This is a genomic window from Paenibacillus sp. GL_099_B (assembly GCF_057835695.1).
On sequence record NZ_CM174430.1, the window covers coordinates 2,363,018 to 2,386,319 of the forward strand.

At 47.2% G+C, this 23,302-nt stretch carries 16 protein-coding genes; 12 read left to right on the forward strand and 4 right to left on the reverse strand.

Going from position 1 to position 23,302, the window contains the following annotated elements; all coding sequences use genetic code 11:
• Positions 1-22: 22 nt before the first annotated feature.
• The 7 genes from AC3ITG_RS11060 to AC3ITG_RS11090 all read left to right on the forward strand — a co-directional run bounded on the left by AC3ITG_RS11060 (position 23) and on the right by AC3ITG_RS11090 (position 10,214).
• Positions 23-1,462 (forward strand): NAD-dependent malic enzyme, encoded by a 1,440-nt coding sequence (locus AC3ITG_RS11060; protein WP_489253735.1) that lies wholly within the window; start codon positions 23-25, stop codon positions 1,460-1,462.
• Between the two features lies 1 nt (position 1,463).
• Positions 1,464-2,189 carry an HD domain-containing protein gene (locus AC3ITG_RS11065; protein WP_489253736.1) on the forward strand — a complete coding sequence of 242 codons (726 nt, stop codon included), beginning with the start codon at positions 1,464-1,466 and terminating at the stop codon, positions 2,187-2,189.
• A gap of 251 nt (positions 2,190-2,440) precedes the next feature.
• The gene (locus AC3ITG_RS11070; protein WP_064639143.1) at positions 2,441-3,508 is read left to right on the forward strand and encodes an FUSC family protein; all 1,068 of its coding nucleotides are present in this window, start codon (positions 2,441-2,443) and stop codon (positions 3,506-3,508) included.
• 140 nt (positions 3,509-3,648) lie between these two features.
• Positions 3,649-4,110: a pyridoxamine 5'-phosphate oxidase family protein gene (locus AC3ITG_RS11075; RefSeq protein WP_489253737.1), complete on the forward strand. Its 462-nt coding sequence runs from the start codon at positions 3,649-3,651 to the stop codon at positions 4,108-4,110.
• A gap of 240 nt (positions 4,111-4,350) precedes the next feature.
• Positions 4,351-6,726 carry an RNA polymerase recycling motor HelD gene (gene helD / locus AC3ITG_RS11080; RefSeq protein WP_489253738.1) on the forward strand — a complete coding sequence of 792 codons (2,376 nt, stop codon included), beginning with the start codon at positions 4,351-4,353 and terminating at the stop codon, positions 6,724-6,726.
• A gap of 320 nt (positions 6,727-7,046) precedes the next feature.
• Positions 7,047-8,903 (forward strand): adenine deaminase, encoded by a 1,857-nt coding sequence (locus tag AC3ITG_RS11085; protein ID WP_413377317.1) that lies wholly within the window; start codon positions 7,047-7,049, stop codon positions 8,901-8,903.
• A gap of 390 nt (positions 8,904-9,293) precedes the next feature.
• Positions 9,294-10,214, forward strand: coding sequence for a hypothetical protein (locus tag AC3ITG_RS11090; protein ID WP_489253739.1), 921 nt, complete (start codon positions 9,294-9,296; stop codon positions 10,212-10,214).
• 152 nt (positions 10,215-10,366) lie between these two features.
• Here the strand turns inward: AC3ITG_RS11090 and AC3ITG_RS11095 are convergent, their stop codons facing one another.
• The gene (locus tag AC3ITG_RS11095) at positions 10,367-11,281 is read right to left on the reverse strand and encodes a helix-turn-helix transcriptional regulator (RefSeq protein ID WP_489253740.1); all 915 of its coding nucleotides are present in this window, start codon (positions 11,279-11,281) and stop codon (positions 10,367-10,369) included.
• Positions 11,282-11,453: 172 nt separating this feature from the next.
• Here AC3ITG_RS11095 and yicI point away from each other — a divergent pair, with 172 nt between their 5' ends.
• The 4 genes from yicI to bcbE all read left to right on the forward strand — a co-directional run bounded on the left by yicI (position 11,454) and on the right by bcbE (position 19,522).
• Positions 11,454-13,772, forward strand: a complete 2,319-nt coding sequence (gene yicI, locus AC3ITG_RS11100; RefSeq protein WP_489253741.1) for an alpha-xylosidase — start codon at positions 11,454-11,456, stop codon at positions 13,770-13,772.
• A gap of 326 nt (positions 13,773-14,098) precedes the next feature.
• Entirely contained in the window at positions 14,099-15,115 is a 1,017-nt protein-coding gene (locus AC3ITG_RS11105; RefSeq protein WP_489253742.1) for a phosphotransferase, read from the forward strand.
• 15 nt (positions 15,116-15,130) lie between these two features.
• Positions 15,131-18,043, forward strand: a complete 2,913-nt coding sequence (locus AC3ITG_RS11110; protein ID WP_489253743.1) for a glycoside hydrolase family 3 C-terminal domain-containing protein — start codon at positions 15,131-15,133, stop codon at positions 18,041-18,043.
• Between the two features lie 177 nt (positions 18,044-18,220).
• Positions 18,221-19,522 carry a bacillibactin exporter BcbE gene (gene bcbE / locus AC3ITG_RS11115; protein ID WP_413377329.1) on the forward strand — a complete coding sequence of 434 codons (1,302 nt, stop codon included), beginning with the start codon at positions 18,221-18,223 and terminating at the stop codon, positions 19,520-19,522.
• A gap of 94 nt (positions 19,523-19,616) precedes the next feature.
• Here the strand turns inward: bcbE and AC3ITG_RS11120 are convergent, their stop codons facing one another.
• Positions 19,617-20,939 carry an MFS transporter gene (locus AC3ITG_RS11120; RefSeq protein WP_489253744.1) on the reverse strand — a complete coding sequence of 441 codons (1,323 nt, stop codon included), beginning with the start codon at positions 20,937-20,939 and terminating at the stop codon, positions 19,617-19,619.
• 31 nt (positions 20,940-20,970) lie between these two features.
• On the reverse strand, positions 20,971-21,399 hold the full coding sequence (locus AC3ITG_RS11125; RefSeq protein ID WP_413377333.1) for a MarR family winged helix-turn-helix transcriptional regulator: 429 nt from the start codon (positions 21,397-21,399) through the stop codon (positions 20,971-20,973).
• A 298-nt stretch (positions 21,400-21,697) separates the two neighbouring features.
• Between AC3ITG_RS11125 and AC3ITG_RS11130 the strand changes: the two genes are divergently transcribed.
• Entirely contained in the window at positions 21,698-22,171 is a 474-nt protein-coding gene (locus AC3ITG_RS11130) for an RbsD/FucU family protein (RefSeq protein WP_379434652.1), read from the forward strand.
• 8 nt (positions 22,172-22,179) lie between these two features.
• Here the strand turns inward: AC3ITG_RS11130 and AC3ITG_RS11135 are convergent, their stop codons facing one another.
• A complete protein-coding gene (locus AC3ITG_RS11135) occupies positions 22,180-23,298 on the reverse strand; it encodes a GerAB/ArcD/ProY family transporter (protein ID WP_413377335.1) in 1,119 nt (372 codons plus the stop codon).
• Positions 23,299-23,302 lie beyond the last annotated feature (4 nt).

A 23,302-nucleotide genomic window follows, 5' to 3' on the forward strand; every position in this document is an offset into this window, starting at 1 on the left:
TTTCAGTCTGGGAGGAATTGGAATGAATCAAAGGAATTTAGACGGTAACAGCTTTATTATTCGGCTAGAAATGACAACAAAAGACATCAAGTTTGGTGAAGTGGCCTCGGCTATCTCGGAAGCTGGCGGAGACATTATCGCCATCGACGTAATTTCGACCAATCAGGATGTAAGTGTGCGCGACTTAACTGTCGCTGTAACGGATGCACAAGATAACAGCAAAATTATAGAAGGGGTGCGCCAGCTCAAAGGAGCATCCATCATAAACGTATCGGATCGGACGTTCCTGCTTCACTTGGGCGGCAAGATTGAAGTTACTCCGAAGGTCCCGATTCATAACCGTGAAGACCTGTCACGTGTATATACACCGGATGTGGCCCGGGTCTGTTCGGCTATATCAGAAGAGCCTGGAAAGGCATTTTCGCTAACAATCAAGCGGAATACGGTTGCCGTAGTATCCGATGGTAGTGCCGTGCTTGGACTTGGCAACATTGGACCACGTGCCGCGATGCCAGTCATGGAAGGTAAGGCGATGTTGTTCAAACAGTTTGCAGGAGTGGACGCTTTCCCGATCTGCCTGGATACACAGGATACCGAGGAAATCATTCGAACTGTGAAAGCGATCTCACCAGCATTTGGCGGGATTAATCTGGAGGATATTTCTTCACCACGTTGCTTCGAAATTGAGCGTCGCCTAAATGAGGAACTGGACATTCCGGTATTTCATGATGACCAGCACGGTACAGCAGTTGTGTTGTATGCAGGTCTGATCAATGCGCTCAAGCTGGTTGGTAAATCCATCACGGATGTGAAAATTGTCGTCTGTGGTATCGGTGCAGCAGGTGTGGCATGCAGTAATATTCTGCTGTCCGCGGGTGCGAGTCGGGTTGTCGGGGTCGATCGTGATGGTGCGCTGGTACGGACGAATACCTATGAAAATGAAGTATGGAGCGACTATGCGGCTCGTACCAATCCGGAACTGGAGACAGGTTCACTTCGTGACGTGATTCGCGGAGCAGATGTCTTCATCGGTCTGTCGCGCGGTAACCTGTTAACCCGTGAAGATGTGCAAACCATGGCCGCTGATCCAATTGTTTTCGCCATGGCGAATCCGGTACCGGAGATTATGCCGTCTGTGGTGGAAGACATCGTGGCTGTCATGGCGACAGGCCGCTCGGATTATCCGAATCAGATCAATAACGTCTTGTGTTTCCCAGGTATGTTCAGAGCCGTTCTGGATTGCCGTTCCAGTGAGATTAATGAAGAGATGAAGCTCGCAGCAGCTCAGGCGATTGCTTCAGCCATTTCCGATGAAGAGCGCACCCGCTATTATATTATTCCGAGTGTGTTTAACGATAAAATCGTCAAATCGATGCGCAATCGCGTGATTGAAGCAGCGGTCAAAACGGGTGTGGCAAGACGTATACCGCGTGAACAAACTCGCGAAGGCGGGGACGTGTAAGATGCAAGAGAATTCCCCTCAACATCTGAACCTGAGCACGCAACGATTAGGGCATGGGGATCAGGTTGATGGAACGTTAACAGGAGAGGCAATTCTTCGAGCGGCTCGTGCTTTTGTACAGGGAGATGCGGCCGCACATACGGATGGTCATGACTGGCCGCATATCGAGCGGGTGACCGCACTTGCGGTCGAGCTTGCACACCGTATGGGTGCCGATCCCTTTATCTGTGAACTCGCTGCATTGCTTCATGATGTGCCGGATGAGAAGCTTAACGAAAGTCTTGAAGCCGGAATGGCAAAGCTGAATGCATGGCTGGATACCCAGCCGCTTGAAGCGGGTACACAGGAAGCTGTGGTACACATCATTAGTTCCATTTCCTATGCAGGAGGGCAGCGACCTGCCGTCTCATCTCTGGAAGCCCAGGTGGTGCAGGATGCGGATCGCCTGGATGCGCTGGGCGCTATTGGTATTGCGCGTACGTTTGCTTTTGCCGGCGCGAGAGGCCGTGAGATGTATGATCCTGCCCTTCCGCCACGAGAGCAGATGACGCGAGAGGAATACCGGAATGGACGCAGTACAACGATCAATCACTTTTACGAAAAGCTGTTTAAGCTAAAAGATCTGATGAACACATCCTATGGCAAGGAACTGGCAGAGCAGCGTCATGACTTTATGGTGCAGTTTGTGGAGCAATTTAAGCGTGAATGGGAAGGAAGGTTCTCATAACTTTCTCCGTTTGAGTTAAACATACAATACCCCCTACTTCCGATAGTGGAGTGTGGGGTATTGTTGTGTATACATAGAAGTAATAGGGAATCTAACTCATCAACAGGATACAGGGCATGGTAACCCAAAGGCTTCCATGATACAATAAATCGTTCTCCTGAATTGATTCGGGCAAAAAAAGAAATATGGGGTAATAATGATAATGATCATCCAACGAATGAAATCAGTTTCGAAAAAGAGGAGGGGTCACCATGTCATTTGGTGCACGTGTACTTAAGACAGGCATTGCGGTCACGCTGGCCCTATACCTTAGCAGCATGTTCCTGAACCCGCAATCTCCCGTTCCCGCCGCGATTGCGGCCATCTTTGCGATGCAGCCATCCATTTATCGTTCCTGGAAGTATTTCCTGGATCAGCTGCAGACCACCACACTTGGGGCAATTGTGGCCCTGCTGGGAGGCATGGTGCTGTCCAATGAGCCCATCGCCGTCGGGTTAATTATTGTGCTGGTTATTATGATTTGTCTTAAATTGAATATGGGCGAAACGGTTGGCCTGACGCTGGTAACCGTTGTATCGATTATGGAAGCGTCGGGTGACTGGCATTTTGCATTGAACCGTTTCCTGCTGACACTTGTCGGCATTGTATCTGCTTTTCTTATTAATATTACGGTATTTCCACCCAAGCCAAAGATTCAGTTCGTGAAGCAGATTCAGAGTGTGTTCAGTGGCATGTCACTGCTGCTGCGTACATCGATCTCGGATGAGATCAAGGAAGTGGTGTTCCGGGATGAGAAAAACAATCTGGGCGGTTCCATTAAATCTTTGTCAGATAAATATAATTTGTTTGAAGAAGAACAGAAGAAGATGAAACGTTCCAAATTCAGCGAGACCCGGCAGATGGTCGTATACAAACAGATGCTGCTGAGTCTGCAAAAAGGATTCGACGTGCTGGATTCGGTAGAACGCCATTATTTCCAGGCATCGCGAACACCGGAAATGGATCAGTTCTTTGATACACATCTGGAGCTTGTTATCAAATTCCATGAACATGCGCTGCTTAAATTCGAGGATAAGCTAAAACCGAACGGGGAAGAGGCGGCACAGTTCATTTTGGATAATGATCGCTTCATGGAGCAGGCCATTTCCCAGTTTGATATTGATCAGGAAGGGATGCTGAGACTGTCCATCGTAGCTGCCGCCATCTATGACTATGGCTATCAGCTGGAACGATTGAACCGGCTTGCCGAACATGTGCATAGTGCCAGTGAAGACAAGGAGTCACAGGATAAAATTCTGAATTGGCTTAAATGGCCGTAAACATGGTAGTACAGTTTGCGGTAATGTGGTTTCATCATATACAATGGAACCACAACCAGCCCGGACAGCGTGTCCGGGTTGTTTTGCATACATAGCGCAAACCTTGCGCCACCAACTCAATCGAACCGAGGTAGATACGTATGAATTTAACACAGCTTGGCCCTGAATGGATGCAGTGGTTCAATGGACAGGATCTGGAGCAGAAGCAGCACGAAGCGATGCAATTGCTGACTGTGTCCGAAGATGGCTGGCCGCATCAGGCGATGATTAGTATGGGGGAAGTTATTGCTATCTCGCCCAACTTGCTGAGACTGGCTTTATGGCCTGGAACGCAGACAAGTATGAATATGAGACGAACAGGCAAGGCTACCTTGATTGCTGTTCATCAGCAAAGCTTGTTATCTATTCGTCTGGATGTGACTTCACTGCCACAACTCATGGAAGCTGTGCATCCGAGAGATCGTTTCGAGGCTCAGGTGTTAAACGTTCGTGTAGATCATGCACCCTATGCGGAGATTACTTCAGGGATAACATTTCAATTGAAAGACGAATCTGGGGCTATTAAACGCTGGAGAGAGACCATTGAAGAATTACGACAATAGAATGGGATCGTTCTATATTCATCCCATTCGAGGGTAATAATAGAATGAAAACAACAAAAAACGCCTCCGCTTGCATCGGGACGTTGTCACTGGTACAATAAAAAATGGTTTTCAGAAAATTAGAACTAATTAACATAAAATAAAAATGTTTACTTTCTAATTAATTATACCATAGCCTTTTCGGGCTTGTCAAATGGGCTTTTGAGGACACAATCCGGGGAAAGAGGGGCGTATTAACATATGAGTACAGACCAGCAATGGAGCGAGGAGCAACAGCGGGTCAACATTGTAACAGAACAGATTGATCGGAAAATCGACATCCTAGAAAAAGAGGTAGGTTCCTTCAGGGACGAAGTTGTAGGGATGAGAAAAGATTTTTGGGACGAAGTCACCATGAACTTTGGCGAAGCGGATGACGTGGGTGAGACCTCCACCAGTATGAGGCAGCAATCACAGGTTCTATCGGATCGGGAACGCAGCCATCTGAATACGGCAGCAGCGCTGGACAAAATGAAACGGCTGCATCATTCACCGTATTTTGGACGCATTGATTTTAAGGAAAATGGCGATCCAAAAGCAGAACGAATCTATCTGGGGATCGCATCATTGCTGGATGAGAAGGAGGAGTCCTTCCTTGTCTATGACTGGCGTGCACCCATATCGAACCTGTATTACGATGGTGCGCCAGGTCCGGTCACGTATCATACACCGAGTGGTGAGATCCGTGGCGACATTGAGATGAAGCGGCAGTTTGTCATTCGGGATGGACGTATCCGCTTTATGTTCGACACCGGGGTTACGATTGGGGATGAACTGTTACAGGCTGTTCTCAGTCGAACCTCAGATGCACAGATGAAAAGCATTGTGGCGACCATCCAGAAGGAGCAGAACCGGATTATCCGTAATGACCGGACCCGCATGCTGATCGTGCAGGGAGCTGCTGGCAGTGGTAAAACATCCGCTGCACTTCAGCGTGTGGCGTATCTTCTCTATAAATACCGCGAGCATCTGCAAGCGGATCAGATGGTCCTTTTTTCGCCAAACCCGATGTTCAACAGCTATGTTTCCACCGTACTGCCTGAACTTGGGGAGGAAAATATGCTGCAAACGACCTTCCAGGAGTATCTGGAACGCCGTCTGGGCCGTGAATATCAGCTGGAAGACCCATTCATTCAACTTGAATACGTACTTACTGGAACAGAAGATCCTCAGTACGAAGCGCGTATGTCCGGCATTCGATTCAAGTCATCCGAATCTTTCCTGAAGGTGATAACACGTTATAAGGACAGCATGATGACTGAAGGTATGAAATTCAAGCCAGTTCGGTTCCAGGGACGGGCTGTTGTTACGGCAGAGGCCATGGCCGAGAAATTTTACAGTTTTGAGCCATCCGTTAAGCTGGTGAATCGTCTGGAAATATTACGGGACTTGATGCTAAAAGAATTATCTGCATTCGGTAAAGGCGAATTGGAAGCCCCTTGGGTAGATCAACAACTGGATCTAATGGAGCCGGAGGATCTCCAGCGGGCCTATCAGCGCTTGAAACGCAAGCAAAAAGGAAAGTCGGATACGTTCGATGATTTCCAGCAGGAACGAGAGATCCTTGCCCGGATGGTGGTCAGTGATCGGCTCAAGCCTTTGCGCAAATGGATCAAATCATTACGTTTTGTCGATGTCCGTCAACTGTACGCGCACTTATTCAACGACCGGTCCCAGATGGTTCGCCTGTTGGGAGAGGAAGAACTGCCTTCACATTGGGAAGAGATTAGTGAGATGACACTTCGCAGACTGAAAGTACAAGAGCTGGCCTATGAGGATATCACACCTTATTTGTATCTGCGTGAGTTGCTGCTCGGTTTCCATATTAACTCCAATATCCGCCATGTGATCATTGACGAGGCACAGGATTACTCTGCCTTCCAGCTGGCCTTTATGAAGAGATTGTTCCCGAGATCGAAAATCACCGCACTTGGAGATTTTAATCAAGCCATCTATGCACACTCTTCGGTATTAAGTGGTACGGGGCCGCTGACTAACCTCTATGGACCGGAAAATACGGAAGTGATCGAGCTGACGAGAAGTTATCGTTCAACACAAGAGATCGTGGAGTTTACACGCGGCATGGTTCCGGGTGGAGAAGAGATTGTTCCATTTAACCGAGGCGGGGAGAAGCCGAAAGTGATCGTTTCCTCCAATGAACAGGAGCATCTGGATGTCATTACAGCCGATCTCAAGCATCTGATTCAGGAAGGGTATGAATCGGTTGCGGTCATCTGCAAAACGGCGGAAGAGAGCAAGGACGTACACGAAGCGTTAAGCAAAGTACTGCCTGCGGCACCGAAGCTGATCAAGAAAACAACACTGGCCTTTGAACGGGGTGTGCATGTTATACCGGCGTATTTGGCTAAAGGTGTGGAGTTTGATGCGGTTCTGATCTATGACGGATCTGCATCGCAATATGCGCAGGAACATGAACGTAAGCTGTTCTATACGGCATGTACCCGTGCGATGCATTTACTGCATGTCTATTGCATGGATAAACCGAGCCCGTTCATTACGTCCCAGTCCGAAGAATTGTATGATATGGGCAAGGTGTCTGCGGCTCAAGCCGATTGACTTCGTCTTTCATGTTCATGAAGAAGGCTTCCGTTCGATGGGACGGGAGTCTTTCTGTGTATTGCGGAATACGATGTGGGGAATAAGAAGTTCAAGAGGTTGGCCTTTGGTGTGAGAAGTATGGAGGAGATCACTGGACATAGTAATTTCATCTCTTCTGACATGAGATCAGACGGATTAGGTTTCATGGATAAAAAATGATCCATCCTTTGTGATCATGTACAATAGGTGTGAATTTTCTTTACACATGACGGCGAGACTCATATAATCGTAACAATCTATTTTTTTTGGATCGTTTATTTAATGAAGGAGGCAGCAGCATGAACACACCATCTTTTGAACGCCCATTAATGGCGGATTGCGTACCGGATCTGGTGGCAACAGCACGGGGAGACCTGCCTGCGACCTTAGTCATTCGGGGCGGAACGCTGGTTAATGTGGTTTCGGGTGAAATTTTGCCTGGCATGTCTGTAGCGGTACAGGGAGCCCGGATTGCATATGTTGGCAAAGATGTAAGCCATACAATTGGAGAGAATACACGCATTATTGAGGCTGAAGGCAAATACATTGCTCCCGGATTGCTGGATGGGCACTGTCACATTGAAAGTACACAAATGAAAGTAACGGAGTTTGCGAGAGCCGTTCTGCCTTCCGGTACAACGGGAGGGTTCTTTGACCCGCATGAGATCTCCAATGTGCTTGGACTCAAAGGTCTGCGGTTGATGCTGGATGAAGCTCGGACGACGCCAATGGCTGCTTATATGCAGGTGGCTTCCTGTGTTCCTTCCACACATCCTGGACTGGAGACAACAGGCGCTTATATTGGACCGGAAGAAGTGGCGGAAGCCCTCTCCTGGGGTCCGGATATGATTGGTCTCGGTGAAGTAATGAACTTCCCTGGGGTCGTGTACGGGGACGAGACGATGATCGGTGAGATTCAGGCGACGCTCCGAGCAGGCAAGGTGGCAGACGGTCACTTCACCTGGGCAGCGGATGACTGGCGTCTGCCAGCCTACGCAGCAAGCGGAGTTACGGGGGATCATGAATGTGTTACGAAAGAAGATGTGGTGGAACGCCTGCGGCTTGGCATGTACGCCAAAATGCGTCAGGGCTCCGCATGGCATGACGTTGCGGAAACGATCAAAGCCTGTACAGAGCTTGGCCTGGATACACGTCGCATGATGCTGGTGACTGATGACAGAAGTTCAGAATCGCTGCTCAAAGAAGGTCATATGGACTTTGTTGTGCGTTTGGCCATTTCTCAAGGGGTGAAGCCAGTTACCGCTTTCCAGATGGCGACGATTAACACGGCTGAACGTTTCGGTGTAGCTCGCGACATTGGTGCGGTTATTCCGGGGAATATCGCCGATATTATTTTGCTGGATGGACGCCTGGCTGATGTCCGTGTAGGCATGACGATTGCCGCAGGGCATGTCGTGGCAGAGAACGGAAAAATGACAGCGGTCTGGGACAGCTTCACATACCCGGAAGAGGCGCTGAACACTGTAAAGCTGGAAGCCAACATCCAGCCGAAGGACATGGAGCTGTCTGCGCCGATTACCGAAGGTACGATTGGAGCAAAAGTCATTCATGTGACGGAGAATCATGTGGATACCAAGGAGAAGCATGTTAATGTCACGGTGGAACATGGCAATGTAGTCATCTCAACATCAGGTGAAATCTGCAAAATTGCGGTGCTGGAGCGTCACAAACAAACGGGGAATCGCGCCGTTGCTCTTGTTGGAGGGATTGGCTTCACAGGTCCTGCGGCCATTGCGATGACCGTTGCACATGATAGCCACAATCTGCTCATTATCGGGAATGATGACGCATTGATGGCTGAGGCGGGCAACCGGGTCATTGGAATGCAGGGCGGTGTAGCCGTCGTGACTGCCTCTGGTGTGACCGAATTCCCGTTGCGCATTGCAGGCTTGATGTCCACGGAATCTTTTGAAGTGGTAGCAGTTCAATCTGCGGCTATAAGTGAAGCGTTACAGTCTGCGGGCTGTACGTTAAATAACGCATTTATGACGCTGTCTCTGCTGGCGCTTGTTGTTATTCCGGAATTGCGCTTGTCTGATAAAGGACTGGTACGCATTTCGGCAGAAGGCATTGAGCTGGTATCCCTGTTTGATGAGATGGTGGAGAATACGCCAGCTGCTCCAGCTGGTAATTAACGAATAATAGCGTGTCCATTCTTCCTTGAAACGGGGAGAGAAGTATAGGTCGCCTTTGGGCGGCCTTTTTTTATTTTCACAGGAAAACGCTTACTAGGTCTTGAGTCGTCTGTTGTACATATGCAAAAAATGACCCATGTTGAGGTGAAATTAAGCTTAAATTAAAAAGTTTTTCATAAATGAGACTTTAGAACTATAAATACAGAAGTGTGAATACCCGAAATAATGATATATGATTCTTTCGTCGTGAGTCTCAGAGATGATGTTGCATATAAAAGCAATGTAAATAGTCGTACTTCGAAATAGTATCCAAAGAATGAATATAAAACGACAGAATTTCATCCGGATTTGCACGTTAGAGCTGAATAACATCAAAGGGAGTGTACAAATATGAAAAGCAAAAAGAGATACCAATTCATTTTGTTAATTAGTTGTTTCATGCTGTTTACGGGGAATACTTATGTTTGCAAGGCCACTGCACTTGGCTCAGTCGACAGTTATGAAACCATCCATGGAACAGTTCAGGGATCGGTAAGAGCAACCTGGGTATGGGATACCACACAGATTCAAAATAACCCTCAGCTAGTGCTGAAGTTTGCCACAACGAACAAAATCAATACGATCTACCTACAAATGAATCGGGATGTAAAGCTTCCGTACTATACATCTTTCATTCGTCAAGCCAGAGAGAAAAATATTGCTGTGGACGTTATGGATGGAAGACCTGCCTGGGGACTGACGGAGAGCCGGGGTCAAATTGCAGATTTTCTGGACTGGGTTGAAGCGTATCAAAATCAAGTAGAGCCCAATGAGAAATTTGCCGGCATTCATCTGGACATTGAACCTCATGTACATCCAGAGTGGAAAACCAATCAGGCCAGTGTGATTACGCAGTGGCAGGGGAACGTTCAATACATCGTCGATCGGGCTGCACGGATGAAGGTGCCTGTAGCCGCTGACCTGCCTTTCTGGCTGGATGGTTATAAAATTCCGGGTTCCACGATGAATGTAAGCAGCTGGATGATCCGCAAGTTTGACTCGATTACCATTATGGCTTACCGGGATACGGCTGCGGCCATCTATAATGTAGCGAAGGATGAGCTTGAGGAAGCGTCACTTTTGGGTAAAACGGTATCGATCGCCGTGGAGACCAAGCAAAGCAAGGAAGGCGATTTTATTACCTTTTATGAAGAGGGTACAGCATATATGGAAGCACAGCTTAAGCTGGTCGAGAAAATGGCAAGTGTGCATTCGTCCTTTAACGGATTCTCAGTGCATGAGTACAGCTCATGGGAAACATTGAAAAAGTAAAATTTAATTCCATTCATCAGAATGATAAAGAAGGTGCTTACGACCGACCAGGTTATAGCACCTTCTTTGCGTCTGCTATCTAAATATAAGTGGAGAACATTAAACAATCGTCAGTTCAATGTGCTGAATGCCGCACCGAAAGGGGTTTAAGCTTAGACCAGTGCAGGTTCCATCGCCACTTTTTCATAAAACATTTTGCGATATTGGGACGGGGTAATGTTCTTGTGTTTTTTGAATGTTGTAATGAAATAGCTCAAATGCTCAAACCCGACGTCCATGGCAATATCCACAATTTTGTGATCAGTATTCTCAAGCTGAACACAGGCCTGCTGGATGCGATAATAGTTGATATAGTCGACCGGACTTTTCTGCACCATCTGTTTGAAAAAGCGGCAAAAGTGTCCTTCGCTCATATTGGCCTCATCTGCCAGTTCTTTTAACTTAAGTGGTTCGGGGTAACGCTTGTGAATATAGCTTAACACTGATTTCAGACGCTCCACTTTATCATGACTGCCTGACGGAACGGTCCCTTTGAGTGCAGCAGGTCTCATATGTTCAAACATTTGTGCAAATATTAGATAGAGATAAGCTTTGGTTGTCATTTCGCAGGTTGGTGTCCCGGCGGCATGATCAGCGAAAATTCGTTTCAAATGAAAAATGATTTCTTGGCCCCACGCTTCATCTGTTTGGATGTGGTAAGGGGGGATTACCGTTTTGTGTACAAGCGGGCCAACGAATTTCTCCTGTACAGCATCGAACGTACGGCTGCCTAACAGCTCCGGGTTAAACACAATGGATGAAAAAACACAAGGGACATCGCCTTTTAGATAGCCGGCGTGAATTTCGCCCCGATTGATAAAGATGGCTTCTCCTGCCTGGACTTCTACCGTATTCATATCAATTTGAAAAACAGCACTGCCCTGAGTCACCATGGTGAACTCCATCTCATCGTGCCAGTGGCAATCGAGAATGCTGTCGCCATTCAATTGTTGAATATCCGGGTATACACTGACTGGATACATGGCATTGCCGTGAATCCGGTCTTCCCGTAATCGTTCACGTTCCATATGAGAATCTCCTTTTGCATCATTATTAATGTAAACGTTCCCATAGATTGGTGGTGTTTATAAAGAATCGGATATGAAATATCAGAATCGTGATATATTTGGTCAAAATATGAGAAGAAATTCGTTATTAATGTCAATATTATTATAGTATAACTGAAGGGGGAAAGAAAACATGAAATTTACTGATGGATTCTGGATGACTCGTGAAGGGTACCAGGTTCAAAACCCGACTGACATTCGTGATATTGTGCAAAAAGAGGATTCTTTGACCGTATATGCGGCAACTAAATATATTCGCACCAAAGGCGACACTTTGAACGGTACATTGCTTAAAGCAACGTACAGCTCACCTATGCCTAACGTTATTCGTGTAACTTTGAATCACCATAAAGGCGGAGTAAAAAAAGGGCCTGTATTTGAGCTTAACACTCAAGATGCAAACGTTGACATCTCGAAAAATGAACAAGGTGCTGTTTTGAAAAGCGGCAATCTCGAAGTTCAAATCGACAAAACGAACGGCTGGGACGTCAGCTTCCTGTATGGAGGAAAACGGATTACAGGCAGTGGTCAAAGAGCGGCTGGTTATATTACAGGTCCGAGTAAAGAAGCGTACTTCCGCGAGCAGCTTGATCTCGGCATTGGTGAATACGTTTACGGACTCGGTGAGCGCTTCACGCCGTTTGTTAAGAATGGCCAAGTGGTTGACACTTGGAATGAGGACGGCGGTACAAGCAGTGAGCAGTCATATAAGAACATTCCTTTCTACTTGTCCAACAAAGGATATGGCGTATTTGTAAACCATCCTGAACGCGTATCGTATGAGATTGCATCTGAAAATGTATCTAAAGTGCAGTTCAGCGTAGAAGGAGAGACTTTGGAATACTTCATTATCGGCGGTGATAATCCAAAGGATGTACTTGATAATTATACTAAATTAACAGGTAAACCAGCGCTTCCACCAGCATGGACGTTTGGTCTGTGGCTGACAACATCATTCACAACGGATTATGATGAAGCAACGGTTAACCATTTCGTAGATGGCATGGCTGAACGTGATCTTCCGCTTTCTGTATTCCATTTTGACTGCTTCTGGATGAAGGAATACCAATGGTCTGATTTCGTATGGGATGAAGCGATGTTCCCAGATCCGGAAGGTATGCTTGCACGTCTGAAAGACAAAGGACTCAAAATCTGTGCGTGGATCAATCCATACATTGCAGAAAAATCCTACTTGTTTGATGAAGGTATGGAGAACGGTTATCTGGTAAAAACAGCGGATGGCAGCGTATGGCAATGGGATATGTGGCAAGCAGGTATGGCTCTGGTTGATTTCACGAATCCGGATGCTGTTAATTGGTATAAGAGTAAGCTGGAAGTCCTGCTTGATCAAGGTGTTGATTCATTCAAAACAGACTTCGGTGAAAGAATTCCGACAGATGTCGTGTACTTCGATGGCTCTGATCCGGTTAAAATGCACAACTATTATACACAGCTCTATAACAAAGCTGTATTTGAATTGCTCGAAGATAAGATTGGCAAAAATGAAGCTGCCCTGTTTGCACGCTCTGCAACAGCGGGTGGTCAACAGTTCCCGGTTCACTGGGGCGGAGACTGCTCTTCTACTTATGAATCCATGGCTGAATCACTTCGAGGCGGCCTCTCGCTTGGACTTTCCGGTTTCGGATTCTGGAGCCATGATATCAGCGGCTTTGAAAGTACAGCGACCCCTGACGTATACAAACGCTGGGTACAGTTCGGACTTTTATCTTCTCACAGCCGCTTACACGGAAGCACTTCGTATCGTGTGCCTTGGTTGTTTGACGAGGAATCCGTGGATGTTGTTCGTGACTTTACCAAACTCAAAATCAGCCTGATGCCGTACCTTTACAATTCTGCGGTGGAGTCGACTGTAAAAGGTATTCCGATGATGCGCGCTATGCTGCTGGATTTCCCTGACGATCCAACAACATACAGCCTGGATACACAATACATGTTTGGTGATTCGATCCTGGTGGCTCCAATCTTCAACAAGGAGGGTGATGTGCGTTATTACCTGCCTGAAGGTACATGGACCAACTATCTGACAGGTGCTAAAGTTGAAGGTGGACGCTGGATTAGCGAAAACCATGACTTCAAAACACTGCCAATGATGGTTAAGCCAAACAGCCTGATTGCTGTTGGTGCTGTGGATAGCAAACCGGATTATGACTTTGCGGATAATGTGTCCCTGCACTTGTTCGAACTGGCTGACGGCAACTCCGCTCAAGCGGTGGTTGTGAACCAAAGTGCTGAGCAGGAGCTGGTTGTTAACGTATCACGTAACTGCTCTGTTCTGGAAGTTCGTGCTGAAGGTGCAGGCAAACCATGGAATATCGTGCTGCGTGGCATCGAGAGTGTATCCGACGTAGAGGGCGGTTCCCAAGCGTCTGGTGCAAATGGTGTTGTCGTTACGGCAGCAGCAGGTGCTAGCTCGATTACAATTCAACTGTAATGTTTATTGGATAAACAGAAGGACGGTACCGCAAGGTGCCGTCTGTTTGTCTACTGTCGTGCCATTGGAAGTATGGTTCTAGCAAAGAAATGGTAGTATCATTTATAGATTGAACTGAACTTTTACATGAGAACGTAGAGGACAGAAATAACCTGAAGAAGCGTAGCGTTCGCCTTTATCCCCAGATTTGCTCCTTTGTAAAAGTGATTCAAAAAAAATCTGGGGATAACAGCGATCGGAAGGTTGTTCTGTCATCGAAGTGGTAAATGTAAATATTCTTTAGTTCAATTTATAAAGCGACAGATAAAGATAGGGGACTATACCAAATGAGTACAACGAATTCAGGTTTACACCAAACCATTACTGCAGAGATGCTGCATAAGTTGGTAGAAAATACTTTTGGAACCGCTACCATTGTGAAGAGTTTTGCACTGTTGCAGGGTGGACTTTTTAATACTACGTATCGAATTCAGCTTGAACATGCTTCCTACGCGGATGTGATATTACGTTTGGCTCCAGAACGGGTAGAGATACCGCTGGGATCTGCTGGCGATCCGTTATTTTCATTTGAACGTACAATGATGTCTGCTGAACCTGTTGTTTATGAATATTACCGTAAAGCAGGCATTCCCGCTCCAAACATTATTGCTTGTGATGACAGTGGATCGATCATTCCGAGAACCTACATGTTTATGGAGTTTATCCCCAGTAAGCAATTGGATCATCCATCGATTTCGGAGTCAGATAAAGAGCGGTTATATCATCAGCTCGGCGCTTATACCGCTGTCATGCATCAGATTGAGGGTGCATCGTTTGGCTGGCCGCAAGGGGATGGGACGATTAGAGGCTCGGATCATTGGTCCGAGGTGCTGAACTCTTTTGCAGAAGAGACGGCACTCAAAGCGTCACAAGTCGGGTATATGCCAGGTGTGGGAGAAGAAATCGCAGATATGTTCATAACCAATAAGGATTTATTTGATCAGGTTACTGTTCCAGTTCTTGTTCATAACGATCTGTGGGAAGCCAACGTGCTTGTCCATGAGGAGAACGGGGAGCTAAACATTGCCGCCATCATTGATGGGGATCGTTCCATGTTTGCGGACAGGCAGTTTGAGGCTATTTTATCGACAGAATCATCAACTGGTTTTCATGAAGGCTATGGCCGTCCACAGGATATGTCCGATGAGGGACAGGCACGCCTTCTTGCCTATCGCATACTATCCTCTTACTTTAACGCATATGTGCATGAACATCAGGTTGATCAGCCGGAGGCAGGGCAAAAGTATCGCAAGCGTACAATGGATCTATTGGAAGAATGGAAGGTACTCAAACTTAACGAATAAGTAGGAGGGTTTAGTATGAAAGAGTATATTCAATATCCGATGTGGGACGCAACATTGCCATTGGAAGAACGATTAAATGACTTGATTGCGCGTCTGACAACGGAGGAGAAAATCCGATTAATCCCTACACGCGAAGCCGCAGTACCCCGATTGGGAATACCCGGCTATAATGTGGGAGGCGAAGCGGCTCACGGGGTTGCCTGGATAGGTGAGGCTACCGTTTTCCCGCAGCCGCTCGGTCTTTCGAGCACCTGGAATACCAAGCTCATGCGCGAAATTGGTTCCGTCATCGGAGATGAAGCCAGAGCATACCACAATCGTGCACCCGAGCGTCACGGCTTGACCTTATGGGCGCCAACCGTCGATCTGGAACGAGATCCGCGTTGGGGGAGAACGGAAGAAGGCTATGGTGAGGACCCCGTACTGACAGGTGAAATGTCGGCAGCTCTTGTGAAGGGTATGCAGGGTAATCATACTTTCTATCTTAAAATGGTAGCGACGTTGAAGCACTTTTTTGCCAACAATAATGAGAAGGATCGGTTGAATTGTTCATCCAGCATCGATCCGCGTAACTTGCGTGAATATTATTTAAAAGCATTCGAAACGCCTTTCGTAGAAGGTGGGGCATTGTCTATGATGACAGCCTACAATTCGATCAACGGCACACCAGCCATTGAAAGTCCATATGTGAATGATGTGGTCAAGGGTGAGTGGGCCATGCCTGGATTTATCGTGTGTGATGGGGGAGACTTGTCCCAGACGGTCAATTATCACGGCTATCATGCCACGCATGCGGAATCGGCGGCAGGGGCATTAAAAGCAGGTGTGGACTGTCTGACAGACGAGGTTGACTTAGTCGTATCTGCCTTGGAAGAGGCGCTTGAGCGTAACTTGCTGGAGGTCGAGGATCTTGACCGGGCCATTCGCAATATTTTTGGCGTGCGGATGCGGCTTGGACAACTGGATCAGACGGGACTTAACCCATATGCTTCGATATCGGAATCTGTATTGTGTGCGCCTGAACATGCCAAATTAAGTTATAGAGCAGCAGCCGAGTCTATCGTTTTACTCAAAAATGACGGACTGCTTCCTCTCCAATCGGAAAGATTGAAGAAGGTTAGTGTAATTGGCCCCCTTGCGGATGTGGTCTATACCGATTGGTACAGCGGTACACTGCCTTATCGTGTTACCGCTTTGGAAGGACTGCGCAAGCAGCTTGGCGGTGCGGAAGTATCTTTTGCAGATGGGAATGATCGCATCACCCTGAAGACAGGCGATGGAAAGGTGATCACGCTCGGTGCGGAAGGAAAGCTTGTAGCCGTGCCGGAAGGCAGTGCGGAGGACGCCGAGTTCATCCATCAGGACTGGGGCTGGGGAAGTCACACGCTTCGCAGTGTGAAAAACAATCGCTATGTTTCGTTAACCGAACAGGGCATCTATCAGGCGAATGCACCTGAGATTGGTGGCTGGTTCGTCAAGGAAGTGGTACAGATTGATTCACAAGCGGATGGAAACAGTACGTTGCGTACATGGAACGGATTGCCATTGGCGCTGAATGAACGTCAGGGGCAACTGGTGCTGTCCCCAACGCAGGAACAAACAGCCGAGGACTTGAGTTCATCTGGTAATCCGGATGCCGTAGAAGGGAAACAGAAACCTGCTGTGTTCAAGCTGGACGTTATTGCTAACGGAATAGAGCAGGCGAAAAAAGCTGCTCAGAATAGTGACGTTTCTATCGTTGTTGTAGGTAATAGTCCATATATTAACGGCAAAGAGGAGATCGATCGCCCAAGTCTGCTGCTTCCGCCTGAGCAGGCCCGACTGGTAAGAGAGGTCTGCCAAGTGAACCCTAATACGGTCGTTGTCATTGTTGGCAGTTATCCATTTGCACTGCAAGAGTTGAAAGATGTGGCTCCGGCAATCGTATACCTGACGCATGCAGGCCAAGAATTGGGGAATGCGGTTGCGGATGTTCTGCTCGGAAATTATGCTCCTGCTGGCAGACTGAACATGACATGGTATGAGGATGAATCACAGCTTCCTGACATCATGGATTACGACATTATTCATAACAATACAACCTATATGTATCATGAAGGTCCAGTCCTGTATCCCTTTGGTCATGGGTTGACCTATTCGGAATTTGAGTATAAGGCGATTCGAGTGGAGCGGGCACAGGGATCTTTTGGAGATGATGTGCTGAAGATTGAAGTGCAGGTCGAGAACAAAGGGGAGCGTGCCAGCGATGAAGTGGTGCAGCTGTATGGGCACGCTCAAACTTCACGGGTGAAGCGCCCACAACGTCAGTTGATCGGCTTCCGGCGGATTCATCTTGCGCCAGGCGCAGTGGAAAATGTTTCTTTCGAAATTCCTGCTCAGAAACTGGCCTTCTGGGATGTCACTCGTGACAGATATTGTCTTGAAACAGCCACCTGGTCGATCATGGCTGGACGTTCCTCGGCAGATATTCGTCAGACCGCAGAAATCCAAATCGAGGGTGAAACTATTCCTGCACGCGCGCTGAATCTGCCTACGTTTGCGGAAAATTACGATGCATATGCAGGTGTTCTGTTGGATGAGTGTCTGGAAGGTCGTTCAGCCGTCCGAGCCATTGCTTCAAGCGAACCGCTGTATCATGAAGGTCGTTCTTCCTGGATTTCATTCCACGACAATGCTTTCCGGCAAGCTAGTGAGTTTGAGTGTCGGGTGGCTGCCTTCGGAGAGGGTGGCGAATTGGAGATTCGGGCGGAAGGTCCGGAAGGCCCACTGCTCGGCACTTGTGTCGTTCCTGGTTCCGCTGGAACAGTTAACGGGAAGAATCTTCAGTGGAACACAGCTCGCTGTTCCCTGAAGGCAGAGCGTGAGATCGAGCAGCTCTGCATTGTTTTCAGGGGCGGTGCAGCCCTTCAACAATTTGTGTTGAAATAAGTTGATTTGTTGATCTTCATAATGCATAGCGAAAAGGCTGTCCTGACACTGAATTTAGTGCGACAGCCTTTTTGCGCTGTCATCCCAAGTGACCTTTTTTACATAGGCCGTATATTCAGCTGCAGAACAACCCACAATAACGTTGTTGTTTTCTGATTCTGTAAAGGTGGTTGAGGTATGAAAGATAAAAAGTGGGACCTCGTCGCACTCGCTTCCATCCCGGTTATTATGACACTGGGTAACTCTATGCTGATCCCCATCCTTCCCCAGATTGAGCGTGAATTGAAAGTGTCCTCATTCAAGGTCAGCATGTTAATTACGGTTTATGCGGTCGTCGCAATCCTGCTCATTCCACTTGCAGGATATCTGTCGGATCGATTCGGCAGGAAAGCCGTTATTATCCCCAGTCTCATCATTGCAGCCGCAGGAGGCGCGGTAGCAGGAGGAGCAGCCTGGATGCTGAATGGAAATGCGGCATACTGGAGCATTCTCGGTGGCAGACTTTTGCAAGGGATAGGGGCAGCAGGGGCATTCCCGATTGTCATTCCATTGGTGGGTGACATGTTCGATGATGAAAATGAGGTGAGTAAAAGCCTTGGCATTATTGAAACCTCGAATACCTTCGGCAAGGTACTAAGTCCGATTTTGGGTGCAGCTTTGGCTGTATGGATTTGGTATTTGCCTTTTATGGCTATTCCGGTACTTTGTGTGCTTTCATTGGTCCTGGTTATTTTCCTGGTGAAAACACCCAAGAGGAAGGAAGAACCAAAGAGCTTTCCCGAATTTGTTGCTTCCATCCGCAGTGTGCTGAAAGAAAAGGGCCGCTGGCTGTATGCGATTTTTGCGATCGGCGGTATTTGCATGTTTGTTCTCTTTGGTGTGCTCTTTTATCTGTCGGAGACGTTGGAATCGGAGTTCAAATTAAAGGGTGTACTTAAAGGACTTGTACTTGCTATACCACTGGCAGCCTTGTGTCTGGCGTCTTTCTTTGCTGGAAAATGGATAGGAAAGAACAAGACACGGATGAAATGGCTTGGTTTTATCGGACTTGCTGTTTTAACTGTATCTCTTGGCGTGATCGGGCTTTTTGACAACATTTATGTAGTTGTTGGTTTGTTCACCCTTGGTGGAGCGGGAATAGGCGCTACACTGCCATGTCTGGATGCTATGGTTACTGAAGGGGTGGACAAGGAACAACGCGGCACCATTACGGCGTTATTCAGCAGCATGCGTTTTATCGGTGTGTCTCTCGGTCCTCCTGTCGTGTCATTGTTGATTTCTTCCCACCATTTCCTTCTGTTTGGTATTCTCGCCGCATCCGGGGCAGTGGGAGGGCTACTCACGTTATTGGCAGTCAAGCCAGATCAGGGAAATCAGCCTACATCAGGCAGTGGTCAAAATCAACGTGAACATGATTATGATGAAGTGAAACAGCCCGGTGGTTATCTGCCAGGGCGGAGAAAGAAAAGTCCACTCTGATTTAAAATATAAAAACGCGTTTACTCTGAGGGATGTATCTCTCCTCACAGAGTAAACGCGTTTTAATGAATCGAAGGATAGCAGTGTATTTGCATCAATTATCTTTTTGCTGAGTAGTTGTGTTATTTTCAGATGCAGTTTCGGTATGCTCATGCCGATCGGAATCCTGCGCAGCGATATGTGTATGAGACAATAGCGGATGCACAGGCACCGCAAAACCTCCATTTCGTTTCCCTTGAATCAGGTATATCAGGAGAAATAGGATCATGAACACAGTGGAATAACGGTACATATCGGTATAACTTGTTATGGAAGCAATAGCGCCCAGCAGAAGTGCTCCCAGAGCAATCCCCAGATCCAGCGTATTCAGAAACATGCCGTTAGCCATACCGCGCTGTGAGGGGGATACAATCTGAATCATCCAGGTCTGCATGGAAGACTGTATCGAACCATATCCGATTCCATATAAAAATGCAGCGACAAACAAGATGGACATCGACGAAGCGTAAGAGAGCATGATCAGTCCAGCAGCGATGAATATCGCTCCGGGAATCAGTAACGCTTTTGGACCTTTACTGTCATAGATCCGACCTGCAAACGGTCTAACCAGCAGTACAGCGAGAGCATTAAACAAAAAGAACAATGCAGGGTTAGCCAGGTTGGCTTCCTTTCCGTACAAAACGATGAATCCGACCAGTCCGCCATACGTGATGGACAGCAAACAATTCAATACACTTGGCAGAATCAGTTTGCGGTTGAAAGGTGTCTTTACCTTGGTGCCTGATATTGCAGCAGTTCCAACGGGTGGCGTTGGTATCGCCTCATCATTGACCCTACGAGCTTTCTTGCGTGTCAGTGAATAGCTGAGCGGATAGATGACCACAATAACACCTGCCGTACATAACATGAGTGTCACGAACCCGGCACCCTGAAGCACGGTGACCCCAATAATGGGACCCATGGACATGGCCAAGCTTGTGGACAGACCGAAATAGCCCATACCTTCACCCATCCGTTTCACAGGCACAATATCCGACGCCATAGTCGGGAAAGCCGTGCTACTCATACCGAATCCGATACCGAACACCATCCGCAGCAACAACAGGACCGCAATCCCAGCAGCAAAATAATATCCAAGTGTAGCGAGTGAGGCAACTGTCAGGCCAATATAGATCATGGCATTACGAAGACCCTTCTCTAATGCTTTGGCTGAATAGAGCCGGGCAGCAATGGCGCTAAGGGCAAAAAGACAGGTAAAGAGGCTGACTTCAAAGGCATTGGCGTGAAAACGGTCCTGCACATAAGAAGGCAGTGGGGATACAATCATGTGAAGTTGTAGAAAGAGTAGAAAGTTACATAACATGAGCAGGATAAAATCGGTGGTCCATAGTTTGACTTGCGATGATTGTGATTTCATTAGTTGTTCATTCCCCCTGGTGTAAAATTCGTTACAGGTTGCTGTTCATGAGGGAAAGAGTATGTCTAAATGCTTCCATCTGGTCTTCGGGTATACCTTCAATCAGATTTTTATTCATTTCTCTTTCGAGCGGAACAAGCTGGTCAAGCAATTTTTTTCCTTCTTCGGTCAAATAGAGCAAGTAGGCTCTGCGATCCTGTTCACTGGTCCGGCGCTCGACCCAGCCTTTCTTTTCCAACAGATCAATAATGCGGGCAGTTGTGGGCTGGTCCTTATAAACGCGAGTAGCGACTTCCTTCTGATTCACGCCTTCGCCTCTGCCGATATTGAACAGAACGGAAAACTGCTCTGTCGTAATATCATAGGGTTTGAATCGTATGGCTAGTAAAGCCGACGCCTTGCGATGTGTCATGCCCAGCATGAATCCAATGGATTGATCGAGCGAATAGTCGTTCCCCATATAATCCTCTCTTTCTTTAAGCAAAATAGCCTCAATTCATTTACTTGTTATAACAACTATATGCTAAACAATTAATTTTGTCAAAACGGATTTATGAATATCAGCGCAGTGATAAGATCCGTTCATATGTGAATTCACATTGGAATAACCGTTATGCGAACATTGAAATATGCAAACGTTGGAAATTACTGATAAAATGGAAGTGCCGCTGTATCGCGGTAATTGGGCTACATGATGGTGAGGTTACGAAGACGAATCTGCTCCAGCTAATTCTGGAGCTGACTGAGGAGAGCTGAGTATGCTGAAGAACATTCCCGCAATAATACCTCCGGAACTGCTAAAGATCATGTCTGAAATGGGCCATGGAGACGAGCTGGTACTGGCTGATGGCAACTTCCCCGCAGCTAGTCATGCCCAGCGGCTGATTCGCTGTGATGCGCTCGGTACAGTGGAGTTACTGGATGCCATTTTAAGTTTGTATCCACTCGATACGTACGCTGAGCGTCCGGCAGCCGTTATGCAGGTCGTCAAGGGGGATCAAGTGGTGCCCATCATCTGGGAAGACTATCGCAGGCTGATTCTTGACCATGAGGGCATAACGGATGCCTTTGATCATGAAGAGCGTTTCGCGTTTTATGAGAGAGCTTCTCGCGCCTATGTCATTGTTGCAACCGGTGAACGTGCGCAGTATGCCAATTTGATTTTGAAAAAAGGGGTCATTTTCCCAGATACAGATCCTTACCCACAAGCGAAAAAAGTTGAACTGAACTGAATTCAAAGTCAAGGCGACGGGGCGGAAGAAGCCTCGCTCGTCTTTTTGCCTTTCCCGAAACGCAGCCAGTAAACAACAACATACAATATAGGCATGCATTCGATAAGTACGCCATATGTAGCAATGGCGAAAGAACGAATGGCTAATTCATAAGAAGCCGCGTCTTTTGCATACTGAAGTACATATGAAGCCGCTGTTCCTGCCAGCAGATAGACGACCGTCCTATCCTTCCGGACCCCAGTAAGTTTAGCAAGACAAATGGATGCGACGTATAACAGAAACGAGCTGCGCGTAAACATGGTCGTAGACCAGATGGCAATCAGGAAGGGATCCAGGTTATCCAGAAAATCGCCGTAACGGGCAAAACGTATCATCTCCAGCAAAGGGTAGCGAAGACTGCTGGCTTCGTAAGGTCCAAAATTCATTAAAGTAAACATCCAGAACACGATAATGAATAATGCAAGTGTAGAGCCTGCAAATAACATACTTCGTAGAAGCGGCCGCCTGAAAGCAATGGCAGGGGCGAGGAATAGGAACATCATCCATTCTGAAAACCAAGGCATGGTTGAAATCGAGCCTGTCAATATTTCTTTCAGATCATGATGAGTTACCATGGCAAGAAGGACGTCAGGATTTCCTCCACCCATTACAGCAGGCATGAGAAAAGTAGACGTGAAGACTTGCACCAGAAATATCCCTTCTGATAAATAGACAATGGTAATTAAACCCGAGCGTGCTGAAAGGCTGATACATAAAATGGTTATAGTTGCTGTCAGCCATATGGGTGTCTCGGGTAAATACATGGATTGCAGAAAAACGATGAAATTCTCTACGTCAACAGATATCAAATACAGGCACAGCAACACAATGAGACCGAGGAACAGCTTGTGAATGACCTTACCCACAATTTCTTCACCAAAATCAATCCAGGGTCGATCAGGGTGAACGGCTCCCAATCTGTATGTGAAAAAGAGAAGAATCAGACTAATCGCAAACCCGCCAAGGATGGATATCCACCCTTGATAACCGCTCATTTTGAACAAGCGCTGCAGAAGGAAAGCAATGGGTTCGGAATATAGGTAGACAAACATAAAACGGTACGCCTGTCCGGCTGACAATTTGATCATGGCG